Source organism: Halomonas sp. A29, from assembly GCF_046723295.1.
In the GTDB taxonomy this organism is placed as follows: Bacteria; Pseudomonadota; Gammaproteobacteria; order Pseudomonadales; family Halomonadaceae; genus Halomonas.
Window position 1 is genome coordinate 416,352 of record NZ_JAXQPR010000002.1, and the last position, 26,217, is coordinate 442,568.

Annotated in this window: 28 protein-coding genes and 1 pseudogene; 15 read left to right on the top strand and 14 right to left on the bottom strand. The window is 62.5% G+C overall.

From position 1 onward, the window contains the following. Window positions 1-2: 2 nt before the first annotated feature. The 4 genes from SPH52_RS05355 to SPH52_RS05370 all read right to left on the bottom strand — a co-directional run bounded on the left by SPH52_RS05355 (window position 3) and on the right by SPH52_RS05370 (window position 3,547). Window positions 3-752 carry an ABC transporter ATP-binding protein gene (locus tag SPH52_RS05355; protein WP_411793957.1) on the bottom strand — a complete coding sequence of 250 codons (750 nt, stop codon included), beginning with the start codon at window positions 750-752 and terminating at the stop codon, window positions 3-5. After that, window positions 746-1,813, bottom strand: a complete 1,068-nt coding sequence (locus SPH52_RS05360; protein ID WP_411793958.1) for a FecCD family ABC transporter permease — start codon at window positions 1,811-1,813, stop codon at window positions 746-748. Before SPH52_RS05360 ends, SPH52_RS05355 begins: the two co-directional genes overlap by 7 nt. Then, a complete protein-coding gene (locus tag SPH52_RS05365; RefSeq protein WP_411793959.1) occupies window positions 1,803-2,936 on the bottom strand; it encodes an ABC transporter substrate-binding protein in 1,134 nt (377 codons plus the stop codon). The genes SPH52_RS05360 and SPH52_RS05365 overlap by 11 nt, the downstream gene beginning before the upstream one ends. 185 nt (window positions 2,937-3,121) lie before the next feature. Next, entirely contained in the window at window positions 3,122-3,547 is a 426-nt protein-coding gene (locus SPH52_RS05370) for a RidA family protein (RefSeq protein WP_411793960.1), read from the bottom strand. Between the two features lie 168 nt (window positions 3,548-3,715). Here SPH52_RS05370 and SPH52_RS05375 point away from each other — a divergent pair, with 168 nt between their 5' ends. Next, the gene (locus tag SPH52_RS05375) at window positions 3,716-5,134 is read left to right on the top strand and encodes a bifunctional enoyl-CoA hydratase/phosphate acetyltransferase (protein WP_411793961.1); all 1,419 of its coding nucleotides are present in this window, start codon (window positions 3,716-3,718) and stop codon (window positions 5,132-5,134) included. Continuing rightward, window positions 5,131-6,342, top strand: coding sequence for an acetate/propionate family kinase (locus SPH52_RS05380; RefSeq protein WP_411793962.1), 1,212 nt, complete (start codon window positions 5,131-5,133; stop codon window positions 6,340-6,342). The genes SPH52_RS05375 and SPH52_RS05380 overlap by 4 nt, the downstream gene beginning before the upstream one ends. 16 nt (window positions 6,343-6,358) lie before the next feature. Here the strand turns inward: SPH52_RS05380 and SPH52_RS05385 are convergent, their stop codons facing one another. Further along, complete coding sequence (locus SPH52_RS05385; protein WP_411793963.1) at window positions 6,359-7,756, bottom strand: PLP-dependent aminotransferase family protein; 1,398 nt, start codon at window positions 7,754-7,756, stop codon at window positions 6,359-6,361. A gap of 97 nt (window positions 7,757-7,853) precedes the next feature. Between SPH52_RS05385 and SPH52_RS05390 the strand changes: the two genes are divergently transcribed. Next, entirely contained in the window at window positions 7,854-8,456 is a 603-nt protein-coding gene (locus tag SPH52_RS05390; RefSeq protein WP_411793964.1) for a LysE family translocator, read from the top strand. 41 nt (window positions 8,457-8,497) lie between these two features. Here SPH52_RS05390 and SPH52_RS05395 read toward each other — a convergent pair whose 3' ends face one another. The 3 genes from SPH52_RS05395 to SPH52_RS05405 all read right to left on the bottom strand — a co-directional run bounded on the left by SPH52_RS05395 (window position 8,498) and on the right by SPH52_RS05405 (window position 11,080). Continuing rightward, window positions 8,498-9,445 carry a threonine/serine dehydratase gene (locus tag SPH52_RS05395; protein WP_411793965.1) on the bottom strand — a complete coding sequence of 316 codons (948 nt, stop codon included), beginning with the start codon at window positions 9,443-9,445 and terminating at the stop codon, window positions 8,498-8,500. A 9-nt stretch (window positions 9,446-9,454) separates the two neighbouring features. Then, window positions 9,455-10,075, bottom strand: a complete 621-nt coding sequence (locus SPH52_RS05400; protein WP_411793966.1) for an exopolysaccharide biosynthesis protein — start codon at window positions 10,073-10,075, stop codon at window positions 9,455-9,457. Window positions 10,076-10,174: 99 nt separating this feature from the next. Beyond that, window positions 10,175-11,080, bottom strand: coding sequence for a cation diffusion facilitator family transporter (locus tag SPH52_RS05405; RefSeq protein WP_411793967.1), 906 nt, complete (start codon window positions 11,078-11,080; stop codon window positions 10,175-10,177). 208 nt (window positions 11,081-11,288) lie between these two features. Here SPH52_RS05405 and SPH52_RS05410 point away from each other — a divergent pair, with 208 nt between their 5' ends. Beyond that, entirely contained in the window at window positions 11,289-13,010 is a 1,722-nt protein-coding gene (locus tag SPH52_RS05410) for a methyl-accepting chemotaxis protein (RefSeq protein WP_411793968.1), read from the top strand. Between the two features lie 94 nt (window positions 13,011-13,104). After that, a pseudogene (locus tag SPH52_RS05415) lies at window positions 13,105-13,443 on the top strand (cytochrome P450); the annotation flags it as partial. 17 nt (window positions 13,444-13,460) lie between these two features. Here SPH52_RS05415 and SPH52_RS05420 read toward each other — a convergent pair. Beyond that, complete coding sequence (locus SPH52_RS05420; RefSeq protein WP_411793969.1) at window positions 13,461-14,378, bottom strand: LysR substrate-binding domain-containing protein; 918 nt, start codon at window positions 14,376-14,378, stop codon at window positions 13,461-13,463. 137 nt (window positions 14,379-14,515) lie between these two features. On the opposite strand from SPH52_RS05420, the gene SPH52_RS05425 reads away from it, so the two are divergent. Beyond that, on the top strand, window positions 14,516-15,145 hold the full coding sequence (locus SPH52_RS05425) for an FMN-dependent NADH-azoreductase (RefSeq protein WP_411793970.1): 630 nt from the start codon (window positions 14,516-14,518) through the stop codon (window positions 15,143-15,145). A 166-nt stretch (window positions 15,146-15,311) separates the two neighbouring features. Further along, entirely contained in the window at window positions 15,312-16,268 is a 957-nt protein-coding gene (locus tag SPH52_RS05430; protein ID WP_411793971.1) for an alpha/beta fold hydrolase, read from the top strand. Window positions 16,269-16,354: 86 nt separating this feature from the next. Here SPH52_RS05430 and SPH52_RS05435 read toward each other — a convergent pair whose 3' ends face one another. Then, window positions 16,355-17,194: a cupin domain-containing protein gene (locus SPH52_RS05435; protein ID WP_411793972.1), complete on the bottom strand. Its 840-nt coding sequence runs from the start codon at window positions 17,192-17,194 to the stop codon at window positions 16,355-16,357. A gap of 85 nt (window positions 17,195-17,279) precedes the next feature. Next, window positions 17,280-17,693 (bottom strand): helix-turn-helix domain-containing protein, encoded by a 414-nt coding sequence (locus tag SPH52_RS05440; RefSeq protein WP_411793973.1) that lies wholly within the window; start codon window positions 17,691-17,693, stop codon window positions 17,280-17,282. Window positions 17,694-17,758: 65 nt separating this feature from the next. Between SPH52_RS05440 and SPH52_RS05445 the strand changes: the two genes are divergently transcribed. After that, a complete protein-coding gene (locus SPH52_RS05445) occupies window positions 17,759-18,262 on the top strand; it encodes a DUF2938 domain-containing protein (protein ID WP_411793974.1) in 504 nt (167 codons plus the stop codon). Window positions 18,263-18,333: 71 nt separating this feature from the next. Beyond that, complete coding sequence (locus tag SPH52_RS05450; RefSeq protein WP_411793975.1) at window positions 18,334-19,722, top strand: MFS transporter; 1,389 nt, start codon at window positions 18,334-18,336, stop codon at window positions 19,720-19,722. 11 nt (window positions 19,723-19,733) lie between these two features. On the opposite strand, the gene SPH52_RS05455 is transcribed toward SPH52_RS05450, so the two are convergent. After that, window positions 19,734-21,131: a diguanylate cyclase gene (locus SPH52_RS05455; RefSeq protein ID WP_411793976.1), complete on the bottom strand. Its 1,398-nt coding sequence runs from the start codon at window positions 21,129-21,131 to the stop codon at window positions 19,734-19,736. 328 nt (window positions 21,132-21,459) lie between these two features. On the opposite strand from SPH52_RS05455, the gene SPH52_RS05460 reads away from it, so the two are divergent. Beyond that, window positions 21,460-22,296 (top strand): helix-turn-helix domain-containing protein, encoded by an 837-nt coding sequence (locus SPH52_RS05460; protein WP_411793977.1) that lies wholly within the window; start codon window positions 21,460-21,462, stop codon window positions 22,294-22,296. On the opposite strand, the gene SPH52_RS05465 is transcribed toward SPH52_RS05460, so the two are convergent. Further along, complete coding sequence (locus SPH52_RS05465; protein ID WP_411793978.1) at window positions 22,282-22,875, bottom strand: LysE family translocator; 594 nt, start codon at window positions 22,873-22,875, stop codon at window positions 22,282-22,284. The two genes, SPH52_RS05460 and SPH52_RS05465, sit on opposite strands and share 15 nt — an antisense overlap. 177 nt (window positions 22,876-23,052) lie before the next feature. On the opposite strand from SPH52_RS05465, the gene SPH52_RS05470 reads away from it, so the two are divergent. Continuing rightward, entirely contained in the window at window positions 23,053-23,526 is a 474-nt protein-coding gene (locus SPH52_RS05470) for a GFA family protein (protein WP_411793979.1), read from the top strand. 20 nt (window positions 23,527-23,546) lie between these two features. Here SPH52_RS05470 and SPH52_RS05475 read toward each other — a convergent pair whose 3' ends face one another. Next, window positions 23,547-23,972, bottom strand: a complete 426-nt coding sequence (locus SPH52_RS05475; protein WP_411793980.1) for a DCC1-like thiol-disulfide oxidoreductase family protein — start codon at window positions 23,970-23,972, stop codon at window positions 23,547-23,549. 95 nt (window positions 23,973-24,067) lie between these two features. Here SPH52_RS05475 and SPH52_RS05480 point away from each other — a divergent pair, with 95 nt between their 5' ends. The 4 genes from SPH52_RS05480 (at window position 24,068) to SPH52_RS05495 (ending at window position 26,066) form a co-directional block, all read left to right on the top strand. Further along, window positions 24,068-24,637, top strand: coding sequence for a hypothetical protein (locus SPH52_RS05480; protein ID WP_411793982.1), 570 nt, complete (start codon window positions 24,068-24,070; stop codon window positions 24,635-24,637). Window positions 24,638-24,726: 89 nt separating this feature from the next. Further along, the gene (locus SPH52_RS05485; protein WP_411793983.1) at window positions 24,727-25,095 is read left to right on the top strand and encodes a glyoxalase superfamily protein; all 369 of its coding nucleotides are present in this window, start codon (window positions 24,727-24,729) and stop codon (window positions 25,093-25,095) included. 39 nt (window positions 25,096-25,134) lie between these two features. Beyond that, window positions 25,135-25,518, top strand: coding sequence for a nuclear transport factor 2 family protein (locus SPH52_RS05490; RefSeq protein ID WP_411793984.1), 384 nt, complete (start codon window positions 25,135-25,137; stop codon window positions 25,516-25,518). A 29-nt stretch (window positions 25,519-25,547) separates the two neighbouring features. Next, entirely contained in the window at window positions 25,548-26,066 is a 519-nt protein-coding gene (locus SPH52_RS05495) for a GNAT family N-acetyltransferase (RefSeq protein WP_411793985.1), read from the top strand. Window positions 26,067-26,217 lie beyond the last annotated feature (151 nt).

Sequence of the window (26,217 nt, forward strand, 5' to 3'; positions counted from 1 at the left end):
CCTCATGCATCGGCTTCGACGATGAGCTGGGGTTGGCCTTTCGAGCAGGGCTCGATGCGGGCAGTCACGCCATAGACGCTTCGCAGCAGTTCCGGGGTGACGACCTCGGGTGTCGCTCCGCAGGCGATCATGTGGCCGTTTTCCAGCACCATCGCCTGGTCGGTGAAGCGCAAGGCGTGCCCCAGGTCGTGAAGCGCCACCAGGATCAGCATCCCATGCTCTCGGGCTAGCCGTCGGAGGATGGACAGCAGGCCGATCTGGCGATTGAGGTCCAGCGCCGAGGTCGGCTCGTCGAGTAGTAGGATCTCGGGTTCCTGCACCAGCGCCTGGGCAGCACTGACCAGCTGGCGTTGGCCGCCGCTGATATCGCCGATGTGCCGTTCGCCAAGATTGACGATGCCCAGCTCTGCCAGGGCATGCTCGACCCGCGATAGATCCTCCTCCCGCACCTTCAGGCTGCGCCCCTGCATGCGTGCCAGCAGCACCGACTCGTAGACCGTCAGCACGGCATTCACCCCGGTATCCTGGGGCATGTAGGCCACGGGGCGCTCCGAGGTGGCGCCGTCGATCCGCACCTCTCCAGCGCCCTTGAGCAGGCCGAAGATACGCCGGAAAAGGGTGGACTTGCCAGCGGCGTTGGGTCCCAGCAGCGCCACCACTTGACCACCTTCGAAGCGGGGAGTGGTGACCTCCGCCAGGATCTGGCGGCGGCCATAGCTGGCCGACAGGCGATCGAGTTGAAGCGTTACCATGAGGCCTTCTTGTGGTTGAGGATGAGATACAGGAAGAAGGGGATGCCCACCAATGAGGTAATGATCCCGATGGGGATGACGGTGCCGGGCAGAATGATCTTCGACAGTACGGAGCCGATGGAGAGTATCAGCGCGCCGCACAGAGCCGAGCCGGGCAGAAAGAAACGCTGATCCTCTCCCACCAGCATGCGGGCGATATGCGGACCGACCAGACCGATGAAGCCGATGGTGCCGACGAAGGCCACGGCGATGGCAGCCAGCAGCGAGACCAGCACCATCACTTCCAGGCGCAGTGCGCGCGGGTTCACCCCCATGCTCTCGGCCTTGGTGTCACCCAGCCGCATGGCAGTCAACGCCCAGCCGTGACGGGCCAGCAGTGGCAACACCGCGACGAGAACTCCGAACGAAATCCAGAACTTGGGCCAGGTGGCCTTGGTCAGGCTGCCCATCGTCCAGAAGACCACCGCCGCCACGGCCTGCTGGCTGGAGAAGAACTGGATCAGCGCCATCAGCGAGTTGAAGATGAACACCATGGCGATGCCCAACAGCACGATGGTTTCGATCGTGACTCCCCGCCTCAGACTCATCGCATGGATGAGAAATGCGGTCACCATGGCCATGATGAAGGCGTTGATTGGCACCACGTATTCCACTGCCCCCGGGACGATCACTACGCCGAAAGCCAGCGCCAGTGCCGCACCGAAGCTCGCGCCCGCCGAGATACCCAGGGTGAAGGGGCTGGCCAAGGGGTTGCTGAGGATGGTCTGCATCTGAGCGCCGGCAATCGACAGGCTGGCGCCGACGACCAGCGCCATCAGCGCCACCGGCATGCGTATCTCCCACAGGATGACCCGGGCCTGCTGGCTCACGGCATCCGGTGTCGCCAGCGCGGCCACTACCTCAGCGAGGCTGAAGCGGGCAGGGCCCAGCGCCAGGTCGACACAGAAGCTCAGCGCCAGCCCAAGTGACAGCGCCAGCAGGATGAGCTGACGCCGCAGCACCAGCGCACTGTAGTAGCTGCGCTCGGCCTTGACGGTTTGCTGAGTCAGCTCACTGTTCATCGAGCGTCACCCAATAACCCGGCTCATAAGCCACGGGGAGGAAGCGTTCATGCAATTCCTGCATCGTCGCTTCGGGGTCCAGGTCGGAGAACAGCTCTGGGTGAAACCATTTGGCCAACTGCTGGATGGCGACAAAATAGTAGGGGTTGTTGTAGAACTGATGCCAGATGGCGTGGAAATTACCCGTTTCGACGGCGTCGATGCCGGTCATGGCGGTGCGCCCGGTCAGCGCCTCGAGCTTGGCCAGGGCGCGGTCCAGATCGGCCCCCGGCCCGACTCCGACCCAGGCGCCATTGGGGACATAGGCTTCCCAGTTGCCGCCGGTGACCACCACATGCTCGGGGTTGGAGGTAATGATCTGTTCGGGGCTCAGCGTGCCGAAGGTGGCAGGGATGATATCCCTGGCGATGTTGATGCCTCCGGCGATCTCGACGTACTCGCCGAAGTTGCCGGGGCCGAAACTCATGCAGCATTCCTCCGAGTAACCGCCGGCACGGTCGACGAACACGCGCGGACGCTTTTCGTTCTCGACCTCGGCTTCGATCACCTCGGAGACTCGCGCCATTTGCGACTCTGAGAATTCAATGAACGCCTCGGCGGCTTCCTCCTTGCCCAGCAGTCGCCCCAGCAGGCGCATGGAGGGGGCGGTGTGCTCGAGCGGATCCTCGCGGAAGTCCACGTAGACGATGGGAATGCCCAGTGCCGCGAGCTTGTCGTCATAGGCGGCATCCTCGGTGGCTGCCTGGGCTTCGAGGTTCATCAGTATGACATCGGGCTGGAGCGAGGCGGCCAGTTCCACGTCAAAGGTGCCGTCCTTGAAGCCGCCGAAGGTCGGCAGCGCCTCGAGCTCCGGAAACTTGGCGGCATAGCGGGCGTAACTGTCGGGGTCGGCTTGAGACAGATCGTCGCGCCACCCCACCACGCTGGCGAAAGGGTCCTCGGGCTGTAGAGCGCCGAGCAGATAGACCTGGCGCCCTTCGCCGAGAATGACGCGCTCCACGGGAATTTCGACGGTGACCTCGCGGCCGGCAATGTCGGTAATGGTGATCTCTTCGGCTTGGGCGGCGACGCAGCTGAAAGCCAGTGCCGTGCAGCAGAGAACCTTCGAAAGGTAGCTGTCCATGTTGGGTGCATCACTCAGTGAGGTCGGAGCTCAGTGCCAGTAAACGGGTTTGCCCGCTTTGGCGCATCGCTCTAGTAAAGAAAACTAATCAACTGGCTATTGAGTATCATTCCCACTCTCAAGCGCGGCCAGTATGGTGCAACCTCTAGACTTTGTCGAGATAGGGGTAGGCGGTGACGCTTGCGTCATGCCTCGGTACCGGCCTGACGGTCGACTTGAGGGTTGGGCCCCGGCTGGCGCGCCATCAGCGTGATCTCGACATTGGCGCCGCCGCTCAGGCGTGATGACTGGGTGCAGGTGCGCGCCGGGTAGCGGTAATTCTCGAAGAACTCTGCGTAGGCGGCGTCCATGGTGTGGATGGTGTCGAGGTTGGTCAGGTGGATGTCCACCCGTACCACGTTGGCCATCGAGGCACCGGCGTACTCCAGCATGCGCGACAGCCGACGCATCACCCAGCGGGTCTCCTCGGCGATGTCCCCGAGCACGGCTTCGCCGCCCTGGATGTCGGTCACCGTCAATCCGGAAAGGAAGATGTAGTGGCCATCCATCGCCATGTGGCTACCCGGAAAGACCGGAACAGCAAGCGTGGGGTCATTGAGGAAACGGTGCATGGGCAGGCCTCGTTATTGTTCTGGCTTTCCGTTCATTGTGGTGTCTCGTTCGTGGGGCGCAAGCGCTTGCCTTCACCCTGAGCGTGACCGATGCTGTCGGTTGGGGCTTGCTGCGTTGCAGTATCCGACGCCTCTCGGTTCATCTCACTTCCGGTCAAGGCATAGCGCATGGACAGTCACGATCAGTGGACGGATAACGGTCATATCGAGAACCGCACCTTCGACGAGATACAGGTTGGCGATACGGCCTCCCTGGAGAAACGTCTGACCCTCGACGACATCAAGCTCTTCGCCATCATGTCCGGCGATATCAACCCGGCGCACCTGGACGACGACTTCGCCAAGAGCACACGCTTCCAGGAGGTGGTGGCCCACGGCATGTGGGGCGGGGCGCTGATTTCTACCGTTCTGGGCACCGAGTTGCCCGGGCCTGGCACCATCTACCTGGGCCAGACCTTGCGTTTCCGCAAGCCGGTGCGCCTCGGTGACGTGCTGCGGGTCAGCGTGCGTGCCCAGGACAAGGATGTTCAATACAAGCGCATTACCTTCGCGTGCCTGTGCACCAACCAGAACGGTGAAACCGTCATCGAGGGCGAGGCGGAGGTCCAGGCGCCCACCGAGAAGATTCGGCGGCCACGCGCCGTGCTGCCGCGGATACGCCTGGCCGAGCGGGCACGTCTTCACGAGATGCTCAGCGCTGCCGAACATCCCGCACCGGTGAGCATGGCGGTGGTGCACCCGGTGGATGAGGTCTCGATCCTTGGGGCCTATGAATCGGCACGTCAAGGGCTGATTCGTCCGGTGCTGGTAGGCCCGAGGGCCAAAGTACAGGCTGCCGCCGAGGCGGTCGGCATCGATATCGCCGAGTTCGAACTCATCGACGTGCCACACAGTCATGCCGCGGCCGCCGAGGCCGTGGCACTGACCCGAGCGGGCCGGGTGGAAGCCCTGATGAAGGGAGCGTTGCATACCAACGAGCTGCTTCATGAAGTGGTCAAGCGCGACACCGGCCTGCGCACCGAGCGTTGCCTGAGCCATGTGATGGCTTTCGACGTGCCGACCTATCCGCGGCCGCTGTTCATCACCGATGCGGCAATCAACATCTATCCCACCCTCAGCGACAAGAAGGACATCGTGCAGAACGCCATCGACCTGGCCCATGCGGTGGGCAACGAATTGCCCAAGGTGGCAATCCTGTCGGCGGTAGAGACGGTCAACCCCAAGATTGCCTCCACCCTGGAGGCCGCAGCGCTGTGCAAGATGGCGGAGCGAGGGCAGATTCTCGGCGGCGTGCTTGATGGCCCATTGGCCTTCGACAACGCTGTCTCCGAAGCGGCCGCCGCGGCCAAGGGAATCGTCTCGCCGGTGGCGGGGCGGGCCGACATCCTGGTGGCGCCGGATCTGGAGTCGGCCAACATGCTGATGAAGCAACTCACCTACCTTGCCGATGCCACTGGCGCCGGGCTGGTGGTCGGCGCCCGGGTGCCCATCGTGCTCACCAGCCGCGCCGACGACGCCATCACCCGCATGGCCTCCTGCGCCTTGGCGTTGCTGGTGGCGGAACAGCAGAAGAAGGCCAGGGCATGAGCGGTGAGATCCTGGTCGTCAACAGCGGCTCGTCGAGCCTCAAGTTCGCCCTGTTCGAGGCTGCGCACGCAGAGAACCCCATGGCCCTGACGCTGCGCTGTCGCGGCCAGTTCTCGGGGCTTGGTGATCAGGCGCGGGTCGAGCTGGGAGCGGGCTTCGACGAGGCCGCTGATGAAGCGTACACGGCCGCGCTGCGCAACGTACCGTCCATGCTGGGCCACCAGGGTGCCTTGGCCCGTCTGCTGGAGTGGATCGAAGCGAACCCGGCCCTGGGCGATCTTCGCGGTGTAGGCCATCGGATCGTTCACGGTGGAGCGCGCTATCGCGACCCGCTGCGTCTCGACGAGACGAGCCTTGGCGAGTTGGAGGCGCTGGTGATGCTTGCGCCGTTGCACCAGCCCTATGGGCTGGCGCCAGTGCGGGCGCTGGCTGATCTGCGCCCGTCGCTGCCCCAGGTTGCCTGCTTCGATACCGCTTTTCACGCTACCCAGCCGGCCGTGGCGCAAACCTTCCCGCTTCCGCGCCGCTTTCATAAGCAGGGCGTGATCCGTTACGGCTTCCACGGGCTTTCATTCGATTATGTCAATCGTGCCCTGGCCGAGCAGATGCAATGCCAGCCGATATCGAGCGGGCGGGTCATCATTGCCCACCTGGGCAACGGTGCTAGCCTATGCGCGCTACGCGACGGCAGGAGCGTCGCTGCCACCACTGGCTTCACCGCCGTGGAAGGGCTGATGATGGGCACTCGCAGCGGCAGCCTCGACCCCGGCCTGGTGCTGCATCTGATCCTGCAGGAGGGCATGGCGCCCGAAGCCGTGCAGCGGATGCTCTACAAGGAGTCGGGCCTGCTCGGCGTGTCCGGCATCAGCGGCGACATGCGGGAACTCTTGGCCAGCCAGGCCTTCGAGGCAGCGGAGGCCATCGAGCTGTTCGTCTATCGTATCGTGCGCGAGATCGGCAGCCTGGCGGCAGCGCTTGGCGGGCTCGATCATCTCGTCTTCACCGCCGGCATCGGCGAGCGTGCGGCGCCGGTACGTGCCGCCATTGCACAGGGCTGCGAGTGGCTCGGCGCTCGGCTCGATGCCAACGCCAATGCAGACCATGCTACCGCTATCGCCGCCGCCGACAGCCAAGTGGGGCTGTGGGTCATTCCTACCGACGAAGAGCGCATGATCGCCTGGTATACCGCCGCCGAGCTGACTCGTTAGTCGTCAAGCCCTGGCGCTACAGCGTCTGCCAAGGGGCGGCGGGGGGCTCGGCGAGCAGTTCAGCCAGTGTATCCAGCGCCTGGGCCAGCGCCTCGCGGGAAACGGCGGCGCTGAGGCACAGCCGCAGCGCCTGGGGAGCGGGTTCGCTACCCACGCAGAATGGCTCGGCGCTGCTCACCAGCACATTGCGTCGTGCCAGCGCTTCCGCGAGCACCGCGCTGCGCAACCCTTCCGGCAGCGGCAGCCACAGGTTGTTGCCATGCAGGCGGCCACCGGTGGCGTAGCCGGCCAGACGCTGGCGTGCCAGTTTCTGGCGCTCGCCCAGCTCCTGAATCAACCACTCGAGCAAGACACGGCTGTCGTCACTGGCTACCCAGCGACACACCGCCTCGACCATCAATGGCGGTACCATCCAGTTCTGTGCGCGCAGTGTCGCCCCCAGGCGCTCCCGTAGCATGGCGGGCGCCACCAGGGTGCCGATGCGCAGCCCACCGGCCAACACCTTGGAGGTGCTGAAGATGAACAGGGTGCGCTCCGGGGCCAGGCGGTAGATCGGCGTGCCGCGTTCCGACTCGGGCAGGTACTGCACGCCATCCTCGACGATCCAGAAATCGTGGCGCCGTGCCAGCGCCACCAGGCTTTCGCGGCGCGCTTCGCTCAGCGGCGTACCGGTGGGGTTGTTCTGGTCAGGCGTGACATAAACCAGCCGTGGCGGCTGTTGCTGTGCGCAGAGGCGGGCGAGGGCGTCCATGTCCATGCCCTGATCGTCCATCGGTACGCCTGACACTTTGAGGTGGGCCTGGCGCGCGGCACTGATCAGCCCAGGGTAGGTGAGCACGTCGGCGGCGATGCGCTCGCCAGGCCGCGCCAGGGCCTGCAGCGCCAGGCTGATACCGTGCTGCCCGCCCTGGGTGACCAATAGCGCCTCTGCCTCGACGGGCATGCCCAGTTCGCACATCCAGGCGGCCAAACGTTCGCGATGGATGGGCACGCCGCGGTCCGGCTGGTACTCCACCGCACGCTGCAGCACCAGGTCGTCCTCGGCGATCTCGCGCAATACGCGCCCCAGCGAAGCGGCGCGCATCGGATGCGGCGGCGGCAGGCTCAGACTGAGGTCGACGATGCCCTCTTCGACGGGGCGGCTGGCGAGAAAATCCTGGCCCGATGAGGTCTCGGCGCCACGCACGAAGGTGCCGCTGCCCACCCGTGCCGTCACCCAACCCTGGCGTTCGGCTTCGGCATAGGCGCGGGTTACGGTGCCGACGGTGACGCCCAGACGATCGGCCAACTGGCGCTGGGGTGGCAATTTCTGACCGGCAGCGAGTTCACCGGCCTGGATGGCCAAGGCGATGGATTCGGCAATGGCACGGTAGCGCACGCCTTCGTCAGGGAGCTGAGGCATCCACATTGTCATGGTGACAATAAAACCTTTGACGGAATATCTGGACTCATTATGCTGACATTTGTGCGCACGATCCAATCAAATTGCATAATTGTATGGGTTCAATGACATGGAAGCTCTGGCGTTCCTCGGGCCCGCGGCCCTCTACATGATCTCGATGACCATCACTCCCGGCCCCAACAACATGATGCTGACGGCCTCGGGAGCCAACTATGGCTTCATGCGCACCTTGCCGCATATCTTTGGCATTCTAGGGGGCTGTTTCCTGTTGTTCGCCGGTATCGCCCTGGGGCTTGGGTTGATCTTCGAGCGCTACCCGGCGGTACAGATGACCCTGCGCGTCGTTGGTAGCGCGTATCTGCTCTACTTGGCCTGGAAGATCGCCACGGCGCCACCGCCTGACATGCGCCAGAGGAGCGAAGGCAAACCGCTCAGTTTCTGGCAGGCGGCGGCCTTCCAGTTTGCCAACCCGAAGGCGTGGGTGATGGGCCTGGCGCTGATAGCGGGATTTCTGCCGGAAGGCGGCGACCCGATAATGAACGCCTTGCTGCTGGCTGCCTTCGCCGAGCTGGTCGGGCTGCCGTGCATCGCGCTGTGGGCGGGCTTCGGCGTGGCCATTGGTCAGTGGCTGGATACGCCACGCGCCTGGCGAATCTTCAACTGGACGATGGGCGGGCTCACCGCGGCCTGCGTCTACTTCATTCTGGCGTAATGCATCTAGCGCAGAGCGGCTGACAGCCGGGAGCGGCGGAATCAAAGGAACGGTTCCAGCTCTTCCCGGCTCATGTTGCCACCGGTGATCACTACTACCACATCGCCTGCCGGCGGCAGCGTGACCGCGCCGTCCAACAGGGCGGCGATTCCCACCGCGGCTCCCGGTTCCGCCATCAATTTGGCCTGATAGAACAAATGATACATGGCGCGTCCGATCGCGGCCTCGTCGACCTGCACCAGAGCCCTTACCGTCTCGCGGCACATGGGGTAGGTGTATTCACCGACGATGGCTGCGCCCAGGCTCTTGGCGCAGGTTTCGACGCCTGCTAACCGCGCGGGCCGGCCCTGGGACCAGGCCTCAGCCATGCTGGCGGCACCGGTAGGCTCTACGCCGATCACTGCCAATTCGGGCCGTAGCGCCGCGATAGCCGAGCCGATACCGGCAATCAGGCCACCACCACCCACTGGGCAAAGAATGGCCGTGGCTTCGGGCGCCTGCTCGAGAATTTCCAGTCCCACCGTGCCTTGGCCGGCAATGATGCGCTCGTCGTCATAGGGGTGTACCAGGGTCAGGCCGCGCTCTGCCACCAGTTCATGCATTCGTTCCCAAGCCGCATTGATATCGCCGTGCAGGATCACTTCGGCGCCCAGCTCACGGCTGCCATCGACCTTGAATCGGCTGGCGTTCTCCGGCATCACGATGGTGACCGGCACACCGGCCTGACCCGCCGCCCAGGCGAGCCCCAGCGCATGGTTACCTGCCGACACCGCACCCAGCCCGCCCGCAAGCTCCTCCTGGCTGGCCGTGCGCACCCAGTGCAGGCCGCCGCGCGCCTTGAACGAGCCGGTGCGCTGGAACAGCTCAGCCTTCAGCCATACACGCCGGCCGAGCCGGTCCGACAGCGTATGGTCAAGCAGCAGGGGCGTGGGAGCGAGGGTATCGGCAATGAGGCGCTGGGCTGCCTGCAGGCGTTCGAGTGGGAGCATGGGGCACTCCTACAGCAGGTTGTAGAGGATGGTGAACAGACTCACGCCGGTAATGATGAAGGCCAGGATCGACAGCAGGCCGTCACGTGCCATGATCGACAGACCGAAGAGGGTCAATGCCACGCCGGCGATATTGACCGCCATCGGCACCAGCTCCATGGGCGGCATGGCCAACGCCAGTACGAAGCACGCCAGGGCGGTCAGGCGTATGCCCTGTTTGCCGGTCATGAAGGTGATACGCGAGTACAGCAGGCGGTCGATCCACTTGGCCGGCTTGTACATCCACTTGAGCCCCTTGTGCACCTTGTCGCTGGGTAGCGTGCGATTGCGCAGCCAGCCCGGCAACCAGAAGGTGCGACGGCCGACCAATAGCTGCCCACAAACCAGCAGAGTGAACAAGGCCATCAGCGTCGGCACGCCGGGGATGCCACTGACGACAGGCATCAGCGTGACCAAGCCGGCCAGCAACAGCAGTGGGCCGAAGGCGCGCCGGCCGATGGCGTCGAGCACTTCGTCGAAGCGAATCCGCCCCGAAGGCGTGTCGATGGATTCGATGGCGCGCATCAACTCGATGAGATTGTGCGGCTCCTGGGTGGATTCATTCGACTCGCGATCCTGTGATGCCTGCATCCTTTCTCCCGTTCGCTCATCCTTTGCATACACATCTCTACTGGCACACAGCATAGCCACTCTGAGTCAGGACAACGCTCTCGCCCGTAGGAGCGCTCATCAGGCCCAGCGCGGATCGGCGGTAAACGCCACCGTGAACCAGCGACGTTCCGGCGGTGGGCTCAACTGCGCGGCGATCTCTTCACGAATCTCGTCGAGCTCGGCAATGCCACGGTCGGTAGCGAATTCCGGGGCGGTGACGATGTGGATCTCGATATAGTGGCCGCGCCCGGCCTTGGCCACGTGGCTGAAATATTCGATCAGCCCTTCGCGCTGCATCACCGGAACCATGGCGGCATGCACTTCGCGGTCGATGTTGCTGGGTGCGATCAGCAGGATTTCGCGCAGCGCGCGGCGCACGATACCTATCGGCACCGGCATGAAGCACACCGTGAGCAGCACCAGCAGCAGCGAGTCGATGTAGGGGGTCAGGTGCTCCCATTCGGTGCCCTGCAGCAGCAGGCCGATGGTGAAAGCCACCAGCAGCGAGGTGGTGATGAGGGCAGCCATCAGCCAACCCTGCATGTCGATGCGCACGAACTCCGACTGGGCCCGGCGGTTGATGCGTCGCTGATAGAACACCATGGCGTAGCACATGGTTGCCACTACCACGGCATAGGCGATGGCCACGTCGAAGGCCAGCGGCTGGCCGCCCTCCATCAGCCCCTGCAGGGCGTTGAGGAAGGCGTAGAAGCACAACAGCATCAGAATGCTGCCGTTGAGTGCTGCTACCAGCGGCTCCAGGTGCCAATAGCCGTGCTGGAAGCGCTGGCTGGCCTCGCGCACCGCCAACCGAGCCACCAGCAGGGCCAGTGCCGACATGGCCGCATCGATGGTGGAGAACACACCGTCGAACAGAATCGACTGCGAGCCGGCCAGCAGGCCAAAACTGACCCCTAGGCTCGAGACCACGAGAGTGACGGCGATGGAAATCTTGAGCGCACGCTGCTCGAGAGTGGCTTGCATTGGGCGATCCTCGATGCCAAAAGCCTTCCATGTTAGCCGAGACGGCGAGACGAAGGGAGCTGGGCCTGCCCTTTGGCATCACTGAATCAAGGAATTGAGTTAGACAAAAGTCGTAATTTCTCTAATCCGACTAAATAACTCGGCTTCTCTGCCGATGAATAGAAGATGCCTTTCTATTCAAGGAATTGTTACGCATGGGGGCGTTACGATGAAACATCTTTCCATCAAGTGGAGCCTGACGGCAGCGCTGGCGGCGCTGGTGCTGATGATCGGCTTGATCAGTGGACTGGGCTTCTATTCCAACGCCACCAGCGAGTCGGCGCTGCACGAGCTGGCGGAAACCAACGTCAAGCTCTCCAACCTGGCCAACCGTGCCCAGGTCGACGTGCTGCGGGCGCAGACCTTCCTGGATCGGTTTGCCGCCCACAGTGCCCAGGGCAATCCGGAACTCGGTCGCGAAAACCAGGAGATGGCGATAGCGGCCGTGGAAGCGGCGCAGCAACGTTTCGCCGAGTTCCGTGAGGTCGCCATCGACCCTGCCGATACACGGGCACCCTTCGTCTCCGCCATCGGCGAAGCGTACGATGCGTACGTCAACGAAGGGCTGGTACCGCTGTTGGATGCTGCGCCGTTCCTGGTGCAGCGCCGTCAGGGTCAGCTGGCCGAACTGGGCGCACGGCTCGACGATGCAATGGAAGCCTTCATCGTCTACAGCGAACGGCGCGGCGACGCCGCTATCGCCCAGGTGGAAACCTTGGGCGATCGGATGGGAGCGATAGCCGTCGGGCTGCTGATCGTAGCGCTGGTGGCCGCCTTGCTCATTCGTATCGCCATGATGAAGGCGGTGGTTACACCGCTGCGGGAAGCCATCGCTCACTTCGAGCGAATCGCCGACGGCGATTTGACGGCACGCATCGAGGATCGCGGCCGTAATGAGATCGGTCAGCTCTACAGTGCATTGGGACGTATGCAGGAGAAACTCAAGACGCTGGTGGTATCGCTGCGTGAAAGCAGCGAGAACGTGTTCACCGGTGCCGGCGAGATTGCTTCGGGCAGCCAGGATCTCTCTTCGCGTACCGAGGAGCAGGCTGCAGCATTGCAGCAAACCGCCTCCAGCATGGAAGAGATGGCTTCCACGGTGAGCAAGAACACCGACACGGCCATCGAGGCTGACAGGCTTTCCGCCTCCGCTTCGCAAACCGCCGAGGCTGGTGGGCAAGAGGTCGAGCGCACCGTCAAGCTGATGCGTGAGATCTCCACCAGTGCCAACCGCATCAACGATATCATCGGTGTGATCGACTCCATCGCCTTCCAGACCAATATCCTGGCGCTGAATGCCTCGGTCGAGGCGGCCCGGGCCGGCGAGCAGGGTCGTGGTTTCGCCGTGGTGGCCAGCGAAGTACGCTCCCTGGCCAGCCGCAGTGCAGAATCGGCCAAGGAAATTCGCAGCCTGATCGAAGACACCACCTCGCGTATCACCAGCGGTGCCGAGCAGGCCGAGCGCAGCGGTGAAACCATCAACGAGACCGTCGACTCGATCCGCCAGGTAACCGCCCTCATGGCCGAGATCTCCACCGCCACGCGGGAACAGAACAGCGGTATCGAGCAGATCAACACTGCCCTGACCGAGATGGACTCGGTAACCCAGCAGAATGCTTCCCTGGTGCAGCAGACCAGCGCCGCCGCCGCCTCGCTGGAAGATCAGGCCAGCCGCCTCGCCGCGCTGATCGCCACCTTCCGTATCGACGAGCGGGCCTCTTCGGCAACGGCACAGACCGATCGCAAGGCCGCTGACCAAAGTCAGCAACGAGGTGCAAGGGTGGAGGAAAAGGGCGGGCAGCGGCAGGTGGCGCGGCTGGTAGATCCTAAGCCGACAGGCTCGGGCTCCCGCCAGCGTTCCAACGCGGAAGAGGAGTGGAGCGAGTTCTGACCGGAAGCTGTAAATTTTTGTATAAACAAAGGCTTGAGATGCGCTTCATGACTAGACTGCGAGCCAGGAAGGATCGCAGTCCACCGAAGAGACCGAGTGGGAGAACGGCACGATGCCGGCCGAAACCTCGCTGCTCATGCTTGCTCCTTATTTCCATCGCGATGACCGCTATTTGGACAATGCCAACCGGTTCGACCCCGATCTCTGGCTGCAGCCAGGGGAAGCCGGGAACTGGCCGATGATGCCGTTCAGTGGAGGCCCCGGCATCTGTCCCGGGCGGCGCGTTGTGCTGACGGTGACCAGTCATATGCTGGCCAGGCTGCTCCATGGTCGCGAGTATCAATTGAATCCGCCCAGCCGCCTGCTCAGCAGCAAGCCGATGCCACCGTTGCTCAACAACTACGACCTGGAGTTCAAGGTCGGCAGAAGGTGAGTTCGAAGCGCCAAGCTTCAGTTCGAAATCCCCATCTCCTCGGCCAGGCTCGGCAATCGCTGCGCCAGGAAGTCGATGAGGTGACGAACTGCGGGGCGCAGGCCGCGTCGGTAGGGATATACCGCATGCACTTGGCCGTGGGGCAACTGCCAGCTCGGCAGCACGACCTGCAGCTCGCCGGCCGCCACGGCCTCGCGGCAGACAAAGCTCGGTAGCGCTACGAGACCGATGCCGGCGATGGCGGCTTCCTTCAGTGCCTGCATGTCGTCGGTAACGAACCTGGGCGTCAGGGAGATGGCCTGGCTCGTGCCGCCTGGCTCGGTCAGGGTGAGCACGTGGCGGCCATCGGCGAAGCGCATGGAGAGGCTGGGGAAACGCTCCAGATCGACCGGGGCCTCCGGCTCGCCTAGACGGGCAAGCAGTGCGGGGCTTGCCACCAGCACGCCGATACTGATGGCGAACTGCCGCGATACCAGCGAGGAATCTTCCAGCCGTGGCCGAACGCGAAGGGCGAGATCCACGCCCTCGGCGACAAGATCCACTCGCCGATTGGTGGCGTCCAGTTCCACCTCCACGCGAGGAAAGCGCAGCATGAACTCGGGTAGGGCGCGGGCGAGCAGCGTTTGCGAAAGGGAGATGGGGCTGCTCATCACCACGCGTCCACGCGGCTCCCCCTGGACCTGTTCGATGACTCCCTCGGCGGCTTCCGCTGCGGCTAGCAGGTCATGGCAGTGGGTCAGATAGGCGCGGCCGGTATCCGTCAGCGTCAGGCGCCGCGTGGTCCGGTGCAGCAGGCGCACCTCCAATCGATCCTCCAACTGGGCGATGCGCCGGCTCAGGGTGGACTTCGGCATGCCCAAGGCATGGGCCGCAGCGGTGAAACTGCCGTGCTCGGCCACCTGGGCAAAGTAGAAAAGATCGTTGAGGTCTTGCACGGGAGTGCCTCGAGCAGGAGAAGGCTATTGTTCCATTAGCGGAACTATAAATTCAATTATTGCCGACTAGTCCCGGTAACGGGCGAATCCTAAGGTGGGCAGATGGTGCCAATCGCCCATTCCCAAGGAGAGCCTCAATGAAACTACTGCATCTGGATTCCGGCCTGTTCGAGGAACAATCCGTCACTCGCCAACTATCCGCTCGAATCGTCGAACAGCTAAGTGCCACCACGCCCGCTCTCGATGTCGTCTATCGCGACCTGGTAAAGGACGCGCCCAATCATCTTTCCGGCGAGATCCTGCTCGGTAGTGGTCTTGCCGAGGAAGAGCGCAACGTGTACCAGCGTGAGGAGGCGGCAACGACGGAAACGTTGCTGGAAGAGTTCCTCTCGGCCGAGGTGATCGTCATCGGTGCGCCGATGTACAACTTCGCCATTCCGAGCCAGCTCAAGGCCTGGTTGGACCGCATTCTCCAGGCCGGCAAGACCTTCCGTTACACCGAGAACGGTCCGGAGGGGCTGGCCGGGGGGCGCAGGGTGATCGTCGTATCCGCGCGTGGCGGCATCTATTCGCAAGGCCCGGATGTCGGCAACGACTTCCAGGAGCGCTACCTGCGCGCCGTGTTCGGCTTCATCGGCATCGACGATGTCACCGTGATCCGGGCCGAAGGCGTGGCCATGGGTGACGAGATGAGGCAGAGCGCGCTGGAGACCGCCCACGAAGCCATTGCCAAGACGTTCAAGGCCACCGAGTTGGCCGAGAGCTAGCGAGTCCAAGCAATGCACTTCAAGAGTGAACGCCGAGACTTGGCAGAACTGTTAGACGATCTGCATGGTTTCGGCGACTATCTGCAGCCGATACGACAGCCTTGATGGATACCATGGCGTTGTGGTTAGCGCACACCGCCTAGCCCTCACCCATCGAGGAATGATCATGAGCACACTGAATCGCGCCCTGGCCCTTGCCGCTATGACGCTTGCCAGCTCCGTTGCCGCCGACGCTACCCAACTCGCCAACAGTGGTGACACCACGGCGGTACCGGCCATCGCGGAACGCTCAAAAAGCTATGTGGTGACCAACGACGGCGTGAGCCTCTACTACAAGGACTGGGGCCCGCGTGACGGTCAGGTCGTCATCTTCAGCCACGGCTGGCCGCTGAACTCCGACAGTTGGGAGTCGCAGATGCTGTTCCTGGCCTCGCAGGGCTATCGAGTGGTTGCCCATGACCGTCGCGGACACGGTCGCTCCAGCCAGCCCTGGGAAGGCAACGACATGGACCACTATGCTGACGACCTCGCGGCGGTCATCGATGCGCTGGATCTCAGGGACGTCACTCTGGTTGGCTTCTCGACCGGCGGCGGTGAAGTGGCACGCTATATCGGGCGCCACGGCACCGGCCGAGTCGAGAAAGCCGTTCTGGTCGCTGCCGTGCCGCCGATAATGCTTCAGACCGAGAGCAACCCCGATGGCCTTCCCATCGAGGTATTCGACGGCCTGCGCCAGGCATCGCTGGAGAACCGTTCACAGCTCTATCTGGACATCGCCTCCGGTCCGTTCTTCGGCTACAACCGGCCAGACGTTACACCTTCGCAGGGCCTGATCCACTCCTTCTGGGTGCAGGGCATGCAAGCCGGCCACAAGAACACCTACGACTCGATCGAAGCCTTCTCGGCCACGGATTTCCGCGACGACCTGAAGAAGTTCGATGTGCCGACCTTGGTAATACATGGTGATGATGACCAGATCGTGCCGGTCGACACCTCGGCACGGGCATCGGCGGCACTTATCGACGACGCCGAACTGATCGTGTACGAAGGCGCGCCGCATGGCCTGGCCGACACGCACAAGGAGCGACTCAATCAGGACCTTTTGGACTTCCTCCGTAAATAAGCACCGCCGCCTTCGCCCCTGCCTATACAGGGCCGAAGGGGCAACACCAGTGAAGCGCATGAGCGGGCCTATGACCACAGGGCCGCTCATGCGCTTTGTGGGTCAGCCTGAAGTGATTTCATCCAATCGCGAGGGCTGCTGCCCGTTTTGCGCCTAAAGGCCCGGGCGAGTGCCGACGGGCTTTCATAACCGACCTCGTCGGCTATCAGCGCAATCGGCCGGCCCTGGAGTAGGCGCTTCTGGGCCAGGCTGACTCTCCAGCTCAATAGGTAGTCCGCCGGCGTTTGCCCCAGGACGGCACGGAAGTGCGCGGCATAGCTGGCGCGTGACATGTTCGATTCACTGGCGAGTTCGCTCACCGTCCAGGCCCGCTGAGGCATGTTGTGCATCTGTACCAAGGAGCGGGATAGGCGCGGGTCGGCAAGCCCGGCCATCATGCCGGTGGAAAGGCCCTGATGAGCAAGCAGATGCCGCAACAGCTGGATCACCAGCAGTTCGAACAGGCGGTCGAGCACTGCCTCCTTACCACAGTTTTCTGCGGCAGCTTCCTCGAACAGCCATCTGAGGGTTTCTGCCAGCATGGGCAACTCGTCCAGGGCCAGCACGAGGCGATCTGGCAATGAGGCGGATAGCGGGTTGCTCCCGCCGCCGTCGAAAGCCAGCGTGGCGCAGAGAAGCTTGGCTGGGTCCGCTTCGGAAGCGATCATCGTGTGCGGTAGGGGGCGTGGCAGGAACATCAGGCTCGGACGTGTGACCAGCAGATCCGGCTCCTTGGGGCTGTGCAAGGTGACACTGCCGCTTCGCAGAAGATGAAGGTAGCCATACGGACCGGGGTCGCCGATCGAAGCGACGCTGCAAACCGTGCCGCTATGGAAGAGCCGCGCACGAACGCCGAACTGCGATAGTAACGTCGATAAGCGATCCACTGTTGAGTCACCTCCGCATGAGTTCGTTGGCCAGCACCCTAGCTGGCGCTTATGGCACCAAGCGCGAATGTTCCCGTAGTGTCGTTCACTGCTTGCGCCGCTCTCGAGCTGGCCGGGAGGCATGACGTAACAGGCGTTGGAAAGTCGGGCATTCCATGTGGCTCGGGGCAGGGCAGGCGGCAGCATGGCGCAAGCCATCCCGCATCGCTGTCAGGCGTCGAATCGTCCGGTCCAGTTCGTCTGCCTTGGCGCTGAGCTGAGCACGATCGATATCGGGCCCGCCCTTGGTGCCGAGCATGCCGCCGATCTCCTCCAGCGTGAAGCCAGCGCTTTGCCCAAGCGCAATCAGCGACAATCGCTCCAGAACGTTTTCCGCAAACAGGCGCCGCAGGCCGTTTCTTCCCACCGAGCGAACGAGACCTTTTTCTTCGTAGTAACGCAGGGTAGAGGCCGGCAGGCCGGAGCGCCGGGCGACCTCTGCAATATCCAGAGTTTTCACGCTTGACCTCAAGTTCACTTGAATTCGTACATTGAAATCGTCGTGGACAAAGGGCGAGTTTCATCATGCACGAAGTTAACCAGATACTCCTGCATTCCGTGGTGATTGGTATTGGCGCCACGTTGGTGATGGATGCATGGGGTTGGATTCAGAAGCGCGTATTCCATGCACCACCCCTCGATTATGCCTTGGTGGCAAGATGGCTAGGCCACTTCTCGCAGGGCAGATTCCGTCACGACTCCATCATGGCGGCAACGCCCGTTGCCGGTGAGCGTGCCTGGGGTTGGATCGTGCACTACGCCATCGGCATCGTCTTTGCAGCCCTGCCGATTGCTCTCTGGGGGCTGGAATGGGTGCGCAACCCCACACTAGGGCCGGCTCTGATCGTTGGTGTCGGCACTGTCGTGGTTCCCTTCTTCATCATGCAGCCCGCTTTCGGTATTGGCATTGCCGGCACGCGCACACCAAAGCCAGGTATCACTCAGATAAAAAGTCTTGCTGCGCATACCTCCTTTGCCATCGGCCTCTTTCTGGCGGCGAATGCCTGGGCGCAGCTTGCCTGGCTGTAAATATATCTCACCGCTTCGATCCAACTCGGGGCGCTTAAGGGAGAAACGAAATGGGTTCGAACTCTTCATCCATGGATAGCAAAGGTCCGTCTGAGGCCGGCTTCGTTTTCCGGGTGCTGGCTGTGGTACAGGCGACGCTGATTTTCACGATCGCGCTCATCATGGTGCCGCTGCCAAGGTTAGGACTGGAGTTCTCGCTTGGCTCGGCAGAGCTGCTCCTGCTGCAGGTAGCCTACGGTTTGCCGTTCAGCGGGCTGCTGCTGTTTGGTGGGCGCTTGACGGATCGCTTCGGCGGGCAACGAATCTTCTACATCGGGCTGGTCGTCTTCGGCAGTGCCTCGCTGGGTGCCGCGCTGGTGCCTACCTTCGAGCTTCTCGTCAGCATGCGCTTTGCGCAGGGCGTGGGGGCAGCCCTCGCTGCGCCTGCCGCCATGGCACTGCTGCGTGCGCTCTTTCCTGAGCCAGCGGCCTACGGCAAGGCCATGGCCGTATGGGGAGGTGTTTCCGTACTCGGCGCGCTGCTGGGTTTTATCGCTTCAGGCATCGTGACGACCTGGTTCTCCTGGCGCTGGATGTTCAGCGTCCCGGTGCTGGTCGCAGTAGCCGCGTTCATGCTGACCCGTGGGCGGTTGCCAAAGGAGCGCCGCGAGATGCGGTACCTCGGGCTCGATCCGCTTGGCGCAATACTCGCCACCCTGGGGATCGCCCTGGCCAGCTACGGCCTGATCGCCAGCGAGAACTATACCTGGTCCTCCGGACGCGTATTCGGTCCTCTGCTGGTTGGCATTGCGCTCCTGGTCGGCTTTCTGATGGTTGAGCGTAGGGTCCGTCATCCGCTACTGCCGCCCGGTTTCATCCGGGAGCCGTGCCGTATCGCCGGGCTCGCCGGAATGTTGCTGGCTGCCGCCGGCTCGGTGTTGATCGAGTTCATTCTCACGCTCTACCTGCAACAAGTCCGCGGCTGGTCGCCGCTGCAAGTGGCGCTGGCGTTCCTGCCTTTTGCCATCACCTTGGTGGCGGCAAACCATGCTGCCGTATCGCTGGTAGAGCGCTGGGGTGCGGCCTTCGTCAGCTGCGCAGGCTTTGCCATGGCTGGCATCGGTCTCGCCGTGCTGACGGCAATCGCTCATGACACCGCCTATGTGAGCGTGCTGCTGCCAGGACAAGTGCTGCTGGCAGCGGGTATTTCGATGATTTTCTCCGGCTCGGCGGTCCTCTCGACGACGAACGTCCCTCAAGAGCAGGCAGGGCTTGCCGGAGGCGTAATGAACACGGCCATGGAGCTGGGGCCGACCGTTGGGCTTGCCGTATTGATGTCGGTTGCGGCAACACAAGTCGACACGATAGCAGGCTACTCCTGGGCGTTTGGAGCTGCCGCCCTGGCCTACGGCGTCGTAGCGTTCCTCACTCTCGGGCTCAGCCGCCGAAAGGTATGCTCAGCGGCTGTCGAAGCGCTCTGATATGAACGCGCTCAACCGGTGGCCCTGGTTTTGCGGCGCTCACTCTTGTCGTCGTACATACGCTCGTCCGCCAGGCTCAAAACCTCTTGGGCGGGCGTCTCGGTGGAGCTGGCACTTCCCAGGCTCAAGCGAACCTCCAGCGCCACATGCTCGCCTTGAGCGGTAGTGATCATGCAGCGTTGGCCTTCCAGGTGCGTGCGGATCAATCCGGCCAGGCGATTTGCTGCGCTCAGGTTGGCGGATGGAAACAGCACGACGAATTCGTCGCCGCCATAGCGCGCCAGGATATCGCTTCCACGGCAGTGCACTTGCAGGCGTTCGGCCACGGTGGTGATGAGCTGGTCGCCTGCCACGTGCCCATAACGATCGTTCACTTCCTTGAGCCCGTCGACATCCATCATCAGTACGGCGAAGTCCAGCCCTGGTGGCTGGGCTTTGCCCTGTATGCTCAGCTGTAGCGCCGATTCGAAGAAGCCCCGATTGTAAAGCCCGGTCAATCCGTCGCGTTCCGCCGTTTTCTTCAGCGCAAGGTGCAGCAGCTTGTTCTCGGTAGCCGCTGCCAGTTGATCGACGAACAGGGTCAGCATGCGCTCCAAGGGGCCGTCCAGCTTGGGCGCGCGCACGATCAGCCAACCTTCGTAAAGGCTGAGCCGCCCTGCCATGGAGGTGGCATAGAGCTGCTCGCCATCGGTTTTTTCCCTGAGCTTGATGGTGTTTTCCTGTCGCTCCTGGAGCTTGGCCAACAGGCTGCCCAAGCGGCGTTCATCTTCGGGACCAAGGCGTAGGCCGGCAACGGCTGCGTAGCGCGTTACCTCGGGACGTTGCTGCTCTTGCAGAAAGACGGCAAACCCGTACTCCGGGAAGTTGGCATGCAGATGCTTCAAGGAGTCATCGAGAAGGGTATGAATGTTAGTGGCGCGATTGGCCACAATGCCGAGATCGAGCAAGGCGTGGAAGACCCGGTTCTGGAACTGAATCTCGACGATGCTGCGACCGATCTTGCGATTCTGACCGTACATGACGTGGGCAATCGCCAGGAAGTAGGCCACTGCACCGGCGCCCTGGTAAATATCCAGGCTGCTAGTGACGTAAGGTCGGAAATCGAACCCTGCCACAGCGCCCCAACTCAGCGCACCGCCGACAAACAGAACCATGGAGATGGCCATTCGGCGCAGGCCGCCGACCACCATGTTGTTCATGAAACAGGCAAGGCCAATGGAGAGGGTGGCCAGCACATAGAAATCCAGAACGCCGCACCAGACGCCGAACAACAAGCTGTCAAAATACAGGTTCTTGAATTCGGCATGCTTCGAATTCTGGGCCCTCGCCGCGTGGAGGTATGCCACCGCAGGCCATAGCAGCAGGAGCAGCCCCGGCAGGAGCAGCGACCAACCTCTGTCCTCGATCACGGCAATCCATAGCGTGAGGCCGAAGGTATGACAAAAGGCGAAGGCACGAGGTGGCATCGTCGCCAAGGCGAGGCGATGGGGGCGTTTGAATGAAGGCTGCGTCCGAGCTGCAGCAGGTGTGAAATCTGCCATGGCCACCTGGGTCGTTTTACCTGGCTACTGCAGGCCAGTCGACATCAATTCGTTAGGGTAATGAGCTGTTTTAAACGATCTTGCCATTAGCCTAACACCGGCGGCGAGGGCTGGCATTAACTTGGTCCAAAGCCTTGGGTATGACAAGTAGCCCGTCACAAGCGCTACACTGGTATGAAGACGCAGCGAGCTAACCATGACAACGACATCCTACAAGCCCTTGTTCTGGCGCGATTCGCGCATGCCACACGTAGAGTTGCGTGAGGTCGAGGGCGGCCGCAAGGTCTGCTATGCGCCCCATAGTCATACTCACTGGTCGCTGGGTGCCATTACCGAGGGCGAGAGTACTTTTCGCTATCGGGAGGAACGTTACCACGTGCATGCCGGCACCCTGGTGCTGATGAATCCCGACTGGGTGCACGCTTGTAGTGCCATCGACGACCGACCCTGGGCCTACCTGATGCTCTACGTCGATACCGACTGGCTTACCCAACTGCGCTACCAGGCTGGGCTTTTGGAGGCGCCGCGCTGGCAGGACATCGCCACCGCCGTGATTCGAGAGCCCAAGTGGTATGAAGGCTACTGCCACATGGCGGCCTGTTTGCTGGACCCAAGCCGCGGGCTGCTCGACAAGCAAACGGAAGTGGTCGAATACCTCTCCGCCCTGATGCACGAGCTGGCAGGTCAACCGGCGCGAGCCCTGCCACGGGCCCCGGCGATCCTGCAGGAACTGGCGGGCTACCTGGACGCACACGCGGCGGAAGAGATCTCCCTCGACGATCTGTGTGAGCGCTCCGGCTACAGCCCCGGCCACCTGATTCGGGCTTTCAAGCGTCATTTCGGCTTTACGCCTCATGCCTACCTGATCAACCGGCGCATCCAACTGGGCCAGCGTGAACTGAAAGGCGGCACACCCATCGCCGAAGCGGCATTGAACGCCGGTTTCGCCGACCAGCCGCACTTCCAGCGCACCTTCAAGCGGCTGGTGGCGGCCACACCGAACCAATACCGCCAGCCGTCACTCGAGCAATAGATAGACGCAGCTACCGGCGAGCAGTACCGCCAATGAACGATTCACCGCCACCAGCACGGCAGGTCGGTGAAGATAGCGCCTCAGAAAGGCTCCGGCATAGACCCAACTGCCCAGCGAGAGCCAGCAGATCGGCAGGTAGAGCGCGGCAAACAGCAACACCAGGCGCAGGTCACTGCCACTGGTATAGGCACCGATGCCCGAGGCAGAAGCCAGCCACGCCTTGGGATTGAGCCACTGCATCAATGCTCCCGTCATGAATCCTGGCGCACGCTGGGCTTCGCCCTCCGGCAGGCGGCCGTCATCGCGAAACAGCCGAACGCTCATATAGAGCAGAAATGCCACTCCCGCCCAGCGCAGCGCCTGGTCCAGCCACGGCACTACGGAGATCAGCGAGTAAAGCCCCAGCCCGACGGCCACGAACAGCACGACGAAGCCCAGCGTGGCCCCGGTCACGAACACCAGCCCCTGGGAGAGGGGATAGCGTGTGCCGCTGCTCAGGCACACCAGGTTCACCGGCCCCGGCGAGATCGAAGCGGCGAGGGCGAATGCCGACATCGGCAGAATCATGGCAAGGCTCATCGTCTTCCTCCTGGGATGGCAATGAGCGAAGCATGCCGAGGCGGCGGGGAGGCGGTATTGAAGGAAATTGAGGTGACTTGCCGCTCGCCTTTCTTGCCGCTGACCGCAACAGCGTCCAAGGTGAATGCAGAGCCATGTGTGCAGCGAGTGGTTTCGACATGAAGCCAAGGAGGAAAAATGTTGCTCGAAGGTTCCTGCCACTGCGGCGCGGTTCGTTTCAGTGTGGAGTCGCCGCACCCTTATCCTTATCAGCGCTGCTACTGTTCGATCTGCCGCAAGACCGCCGGCGGTGGCGGCTACGCCATCAATCTGAGTGGACTTGCCGAGACGCTGCAGGTCGAGGGAAGCGAGCACCAGAGCGTTTATCATGCCGTGATCGATGGCGAAGAGAGCTCCGGTGAGCGCCACTTCTGCAAGCAGTGCGCCTCGGCGCTGTGGGTCTATGACCCAAGCTGGCCCGAACTGGTGCACCCATTTGCTTCGGCAATCGACACCGAGCTGCCGGTGCCGCCGGAGCGGGTGCACTTGCTGCTGGACAGCAAGGCCGCCTGGGTCGAAGTCGAAGCCAGGGAAAGCGACCAGTGCTTTGCCGGCTACCCGGAGGAGAGCATTGCCGAGTGGCATCAGCGCCGGGGATTGGAAATGCCCTGAATGGCCCTATAACGGCAGTTTCATTTTCGCTTCAGGTTGTCGATACGCCCTTTTCTCAATACCTTCAACAACCCATTTCGACACGCTCGGAGCAACGGATAGAGCCGTGCCGTGTGCTCGGGGCTTGCGAACAGCCGGTACATCAAACGGTTGAACATGCCGCTGCGGGTACCGAGCAGGGTGAGGCGGTGCAGGGCTTCGCTGCCGTGATACCAGCGTTCGCCGATCTGCAGGGCGAAGCCCTGGTCCAGGTCGATGCCCATGGCAGTCAGTTCCTGGCGCGCTTCGCTGTCCTGCCTGGCGTCGATCAGTTCGAGCTCACCGACTTCCTTGCGCATGCGTTGCCAACGCACGTAGCGCCGGCAAATCGGGCACTCGCCGTCGTACACCAGGCGAAGCCGGCGGCTGGATGAATCCTGTATGCCGGAACCGCTCTCTGCCTGCATCTTGCAAAGCCCCCCTTCGTTGGCGACGCTCTATGCACAGCATGAGGGCAGTGGAGCACCAAGGCCAGGCTCTTGGTCTGAAAGAGGAAATCTGCATGAGCCAGGGATACAAGACACCACCGGACCAGGTCGATCTGCAGCGTGTCGAACGCACGATCCGTTTCAACGGCACGCTCGGTCTCGTGCTCTTCGGTGCCGCGACGGGTGTGGCTTACCTGTTGTTGCCTTCAGTCGTCGACTTTCCTGTCTTGCTCGCCGAGCGCCTTGCCTTTGCCGCTCGCGCCAGCGCCGTAGTGCTGTTCTGTGTCCTTGTCGCCGTGGGCCTGGTGGCTTCCACCCGCCGGGTTTCTCCGGAGGATGTCGGCGGGTCTGCCGCCGGGCCGCCGAGCGAGAGGCTCGCCATCTATGTGGCGTTCCTGCAGAACACCTTGGAGCAGGCGGTGTTGGCAGCCGGGTTCTACTTGGCCTTCGCCAGCCTGGTCGCGGGGGCGTGGCTCACGCTCATTCCCGTCAGCGTGGCGTTCTTCGTGATCGGCCGCGTGCTGTTTCTGCGTGGCTACCGGCGGGGCGCCGAGGGCCGCGCGCTCGGCATGGTGCTGACCATGACACCCACCCTGGTGGGCTATCTTGCTGTGTTCATCCTGATGGTGCTGAATTGGCTTTGAAGTGCCTGTCAGGCTGCCGAGCCTTAGCGTAGAGGCTCGATTCCGGTATATCTTGCGGGTTACCTGTCATCCAAACTGGGATACACAGCATGAGCTTCGGAAAGACGACGCCAATACTGCGCATTTTCGACGAAGCCAAGGCCAAGGAGTTCTATATTGAGTTTCTCGGCTTCAGGGTGGACTGGGAGCATCGCTTTGCGGCAGGCATGCCGCTGTATATGCAGGTCTCCAAGGATGGTTGCGTACTGCATCTCTCCGAACACCATGGCGACTGCAGTCCCGGTGCCGCGCTGCGGATCGAGACCGACGAACTCGAGGCGTTTCATGAGCAGCTGCATGCTGCCGATTACAAGTACGCCAAGCCGGGCCTGGAAGTGATGCCTTGGGGCAGCCAGGACATGACGATAGCCGATCCGTTCGGCAACCGGCTGACCTTCACCAACGCGATCAGTACCTGAATGCTGATTTCATCACCGCTTGCTCGAAAGGAGCACTTCATGGACGAATCAACGAAGCGTGATCTGATAGAGCGATACATCGCCGCCTACAACCTCTTCGACATCGACGGGATGCTGGCCGTACTTGCCCCGGATGTCATCTTCGAGAACTATTCGGGTAGCGAACTCACCAACTCGGCCAACGGCATCGACGAGTTCCGGCAGCTCGCCGAGCATGCCAAGGGATACTTCTCCGAGCGCGTGCAGCGCGTCACCAGCTTGACCTTCACCCAGGATGGCGCCACGGCCGAGATCGATTACCACGGCCGCCTGGCGCAGGATATTCCCGGTGGGCCGAAAGCGGGAAGCCTGATCGAGCTGAATGGCGTCTCGGAGTTCACGTTCGGCAGCGAACGGATCTCCAAGATCGTCGATCGTAGCTGACTGGACTCCGGCCGTTACAGAGAACCTGCATGAAAGCGAACATCATCATTCGTGATGAAACTGTCGCCGATATCGACGCCATACACGACGTGACCGTCGCGGCTTTCCAGACGATGGAACACAGCAGCCACACCGAGCAATTCATCGTCGCCGAACTGCGCAAGGCTGGGTCCCTTACCGTTTCTCTGGTCGCGGAATGGAATGGCCAGATTGTAGGACACATCGCCTTCTCGCCGGTGGCCGTCTCGGACGGCAGCCCAGGTTGGTACGGGCTGGGGCCCGTTTCCGTGCTGCCAGAGTGTCAGCGGCAGGGCATAGGCAGGGCGCTGGTGGAAGAGGGGCTGGCATGCCTGCGAGACTTGGGCGCCCAGGGCTGCTGTCTCGTCGGCCACCCGGAGTACTACGTGAAGTTCGGGTTTCGCAATGTCCCGGAACTCGTTTACGAAGGTGTGCCACCGGAATATTTCTTTGCGCTACCCCTGGGCGATCATGCCCCGCAAGGGGCCGTTACCTTCCACGAAGCCTTTCTCGCGGGCAGTTCGTCATGAGACCCGTACTACGCCGGTGTGGACCGTTTACGGCGCAGGCGTAAAGACGGTCCTCTTCCTATGGTCTAGTGTCAATACAAGGACATGGCTTGTCGCTTACATATTGAGCAGTTGGTATCTGGCCGAGAGAAAGATGCTGGTGCCCAAGGTA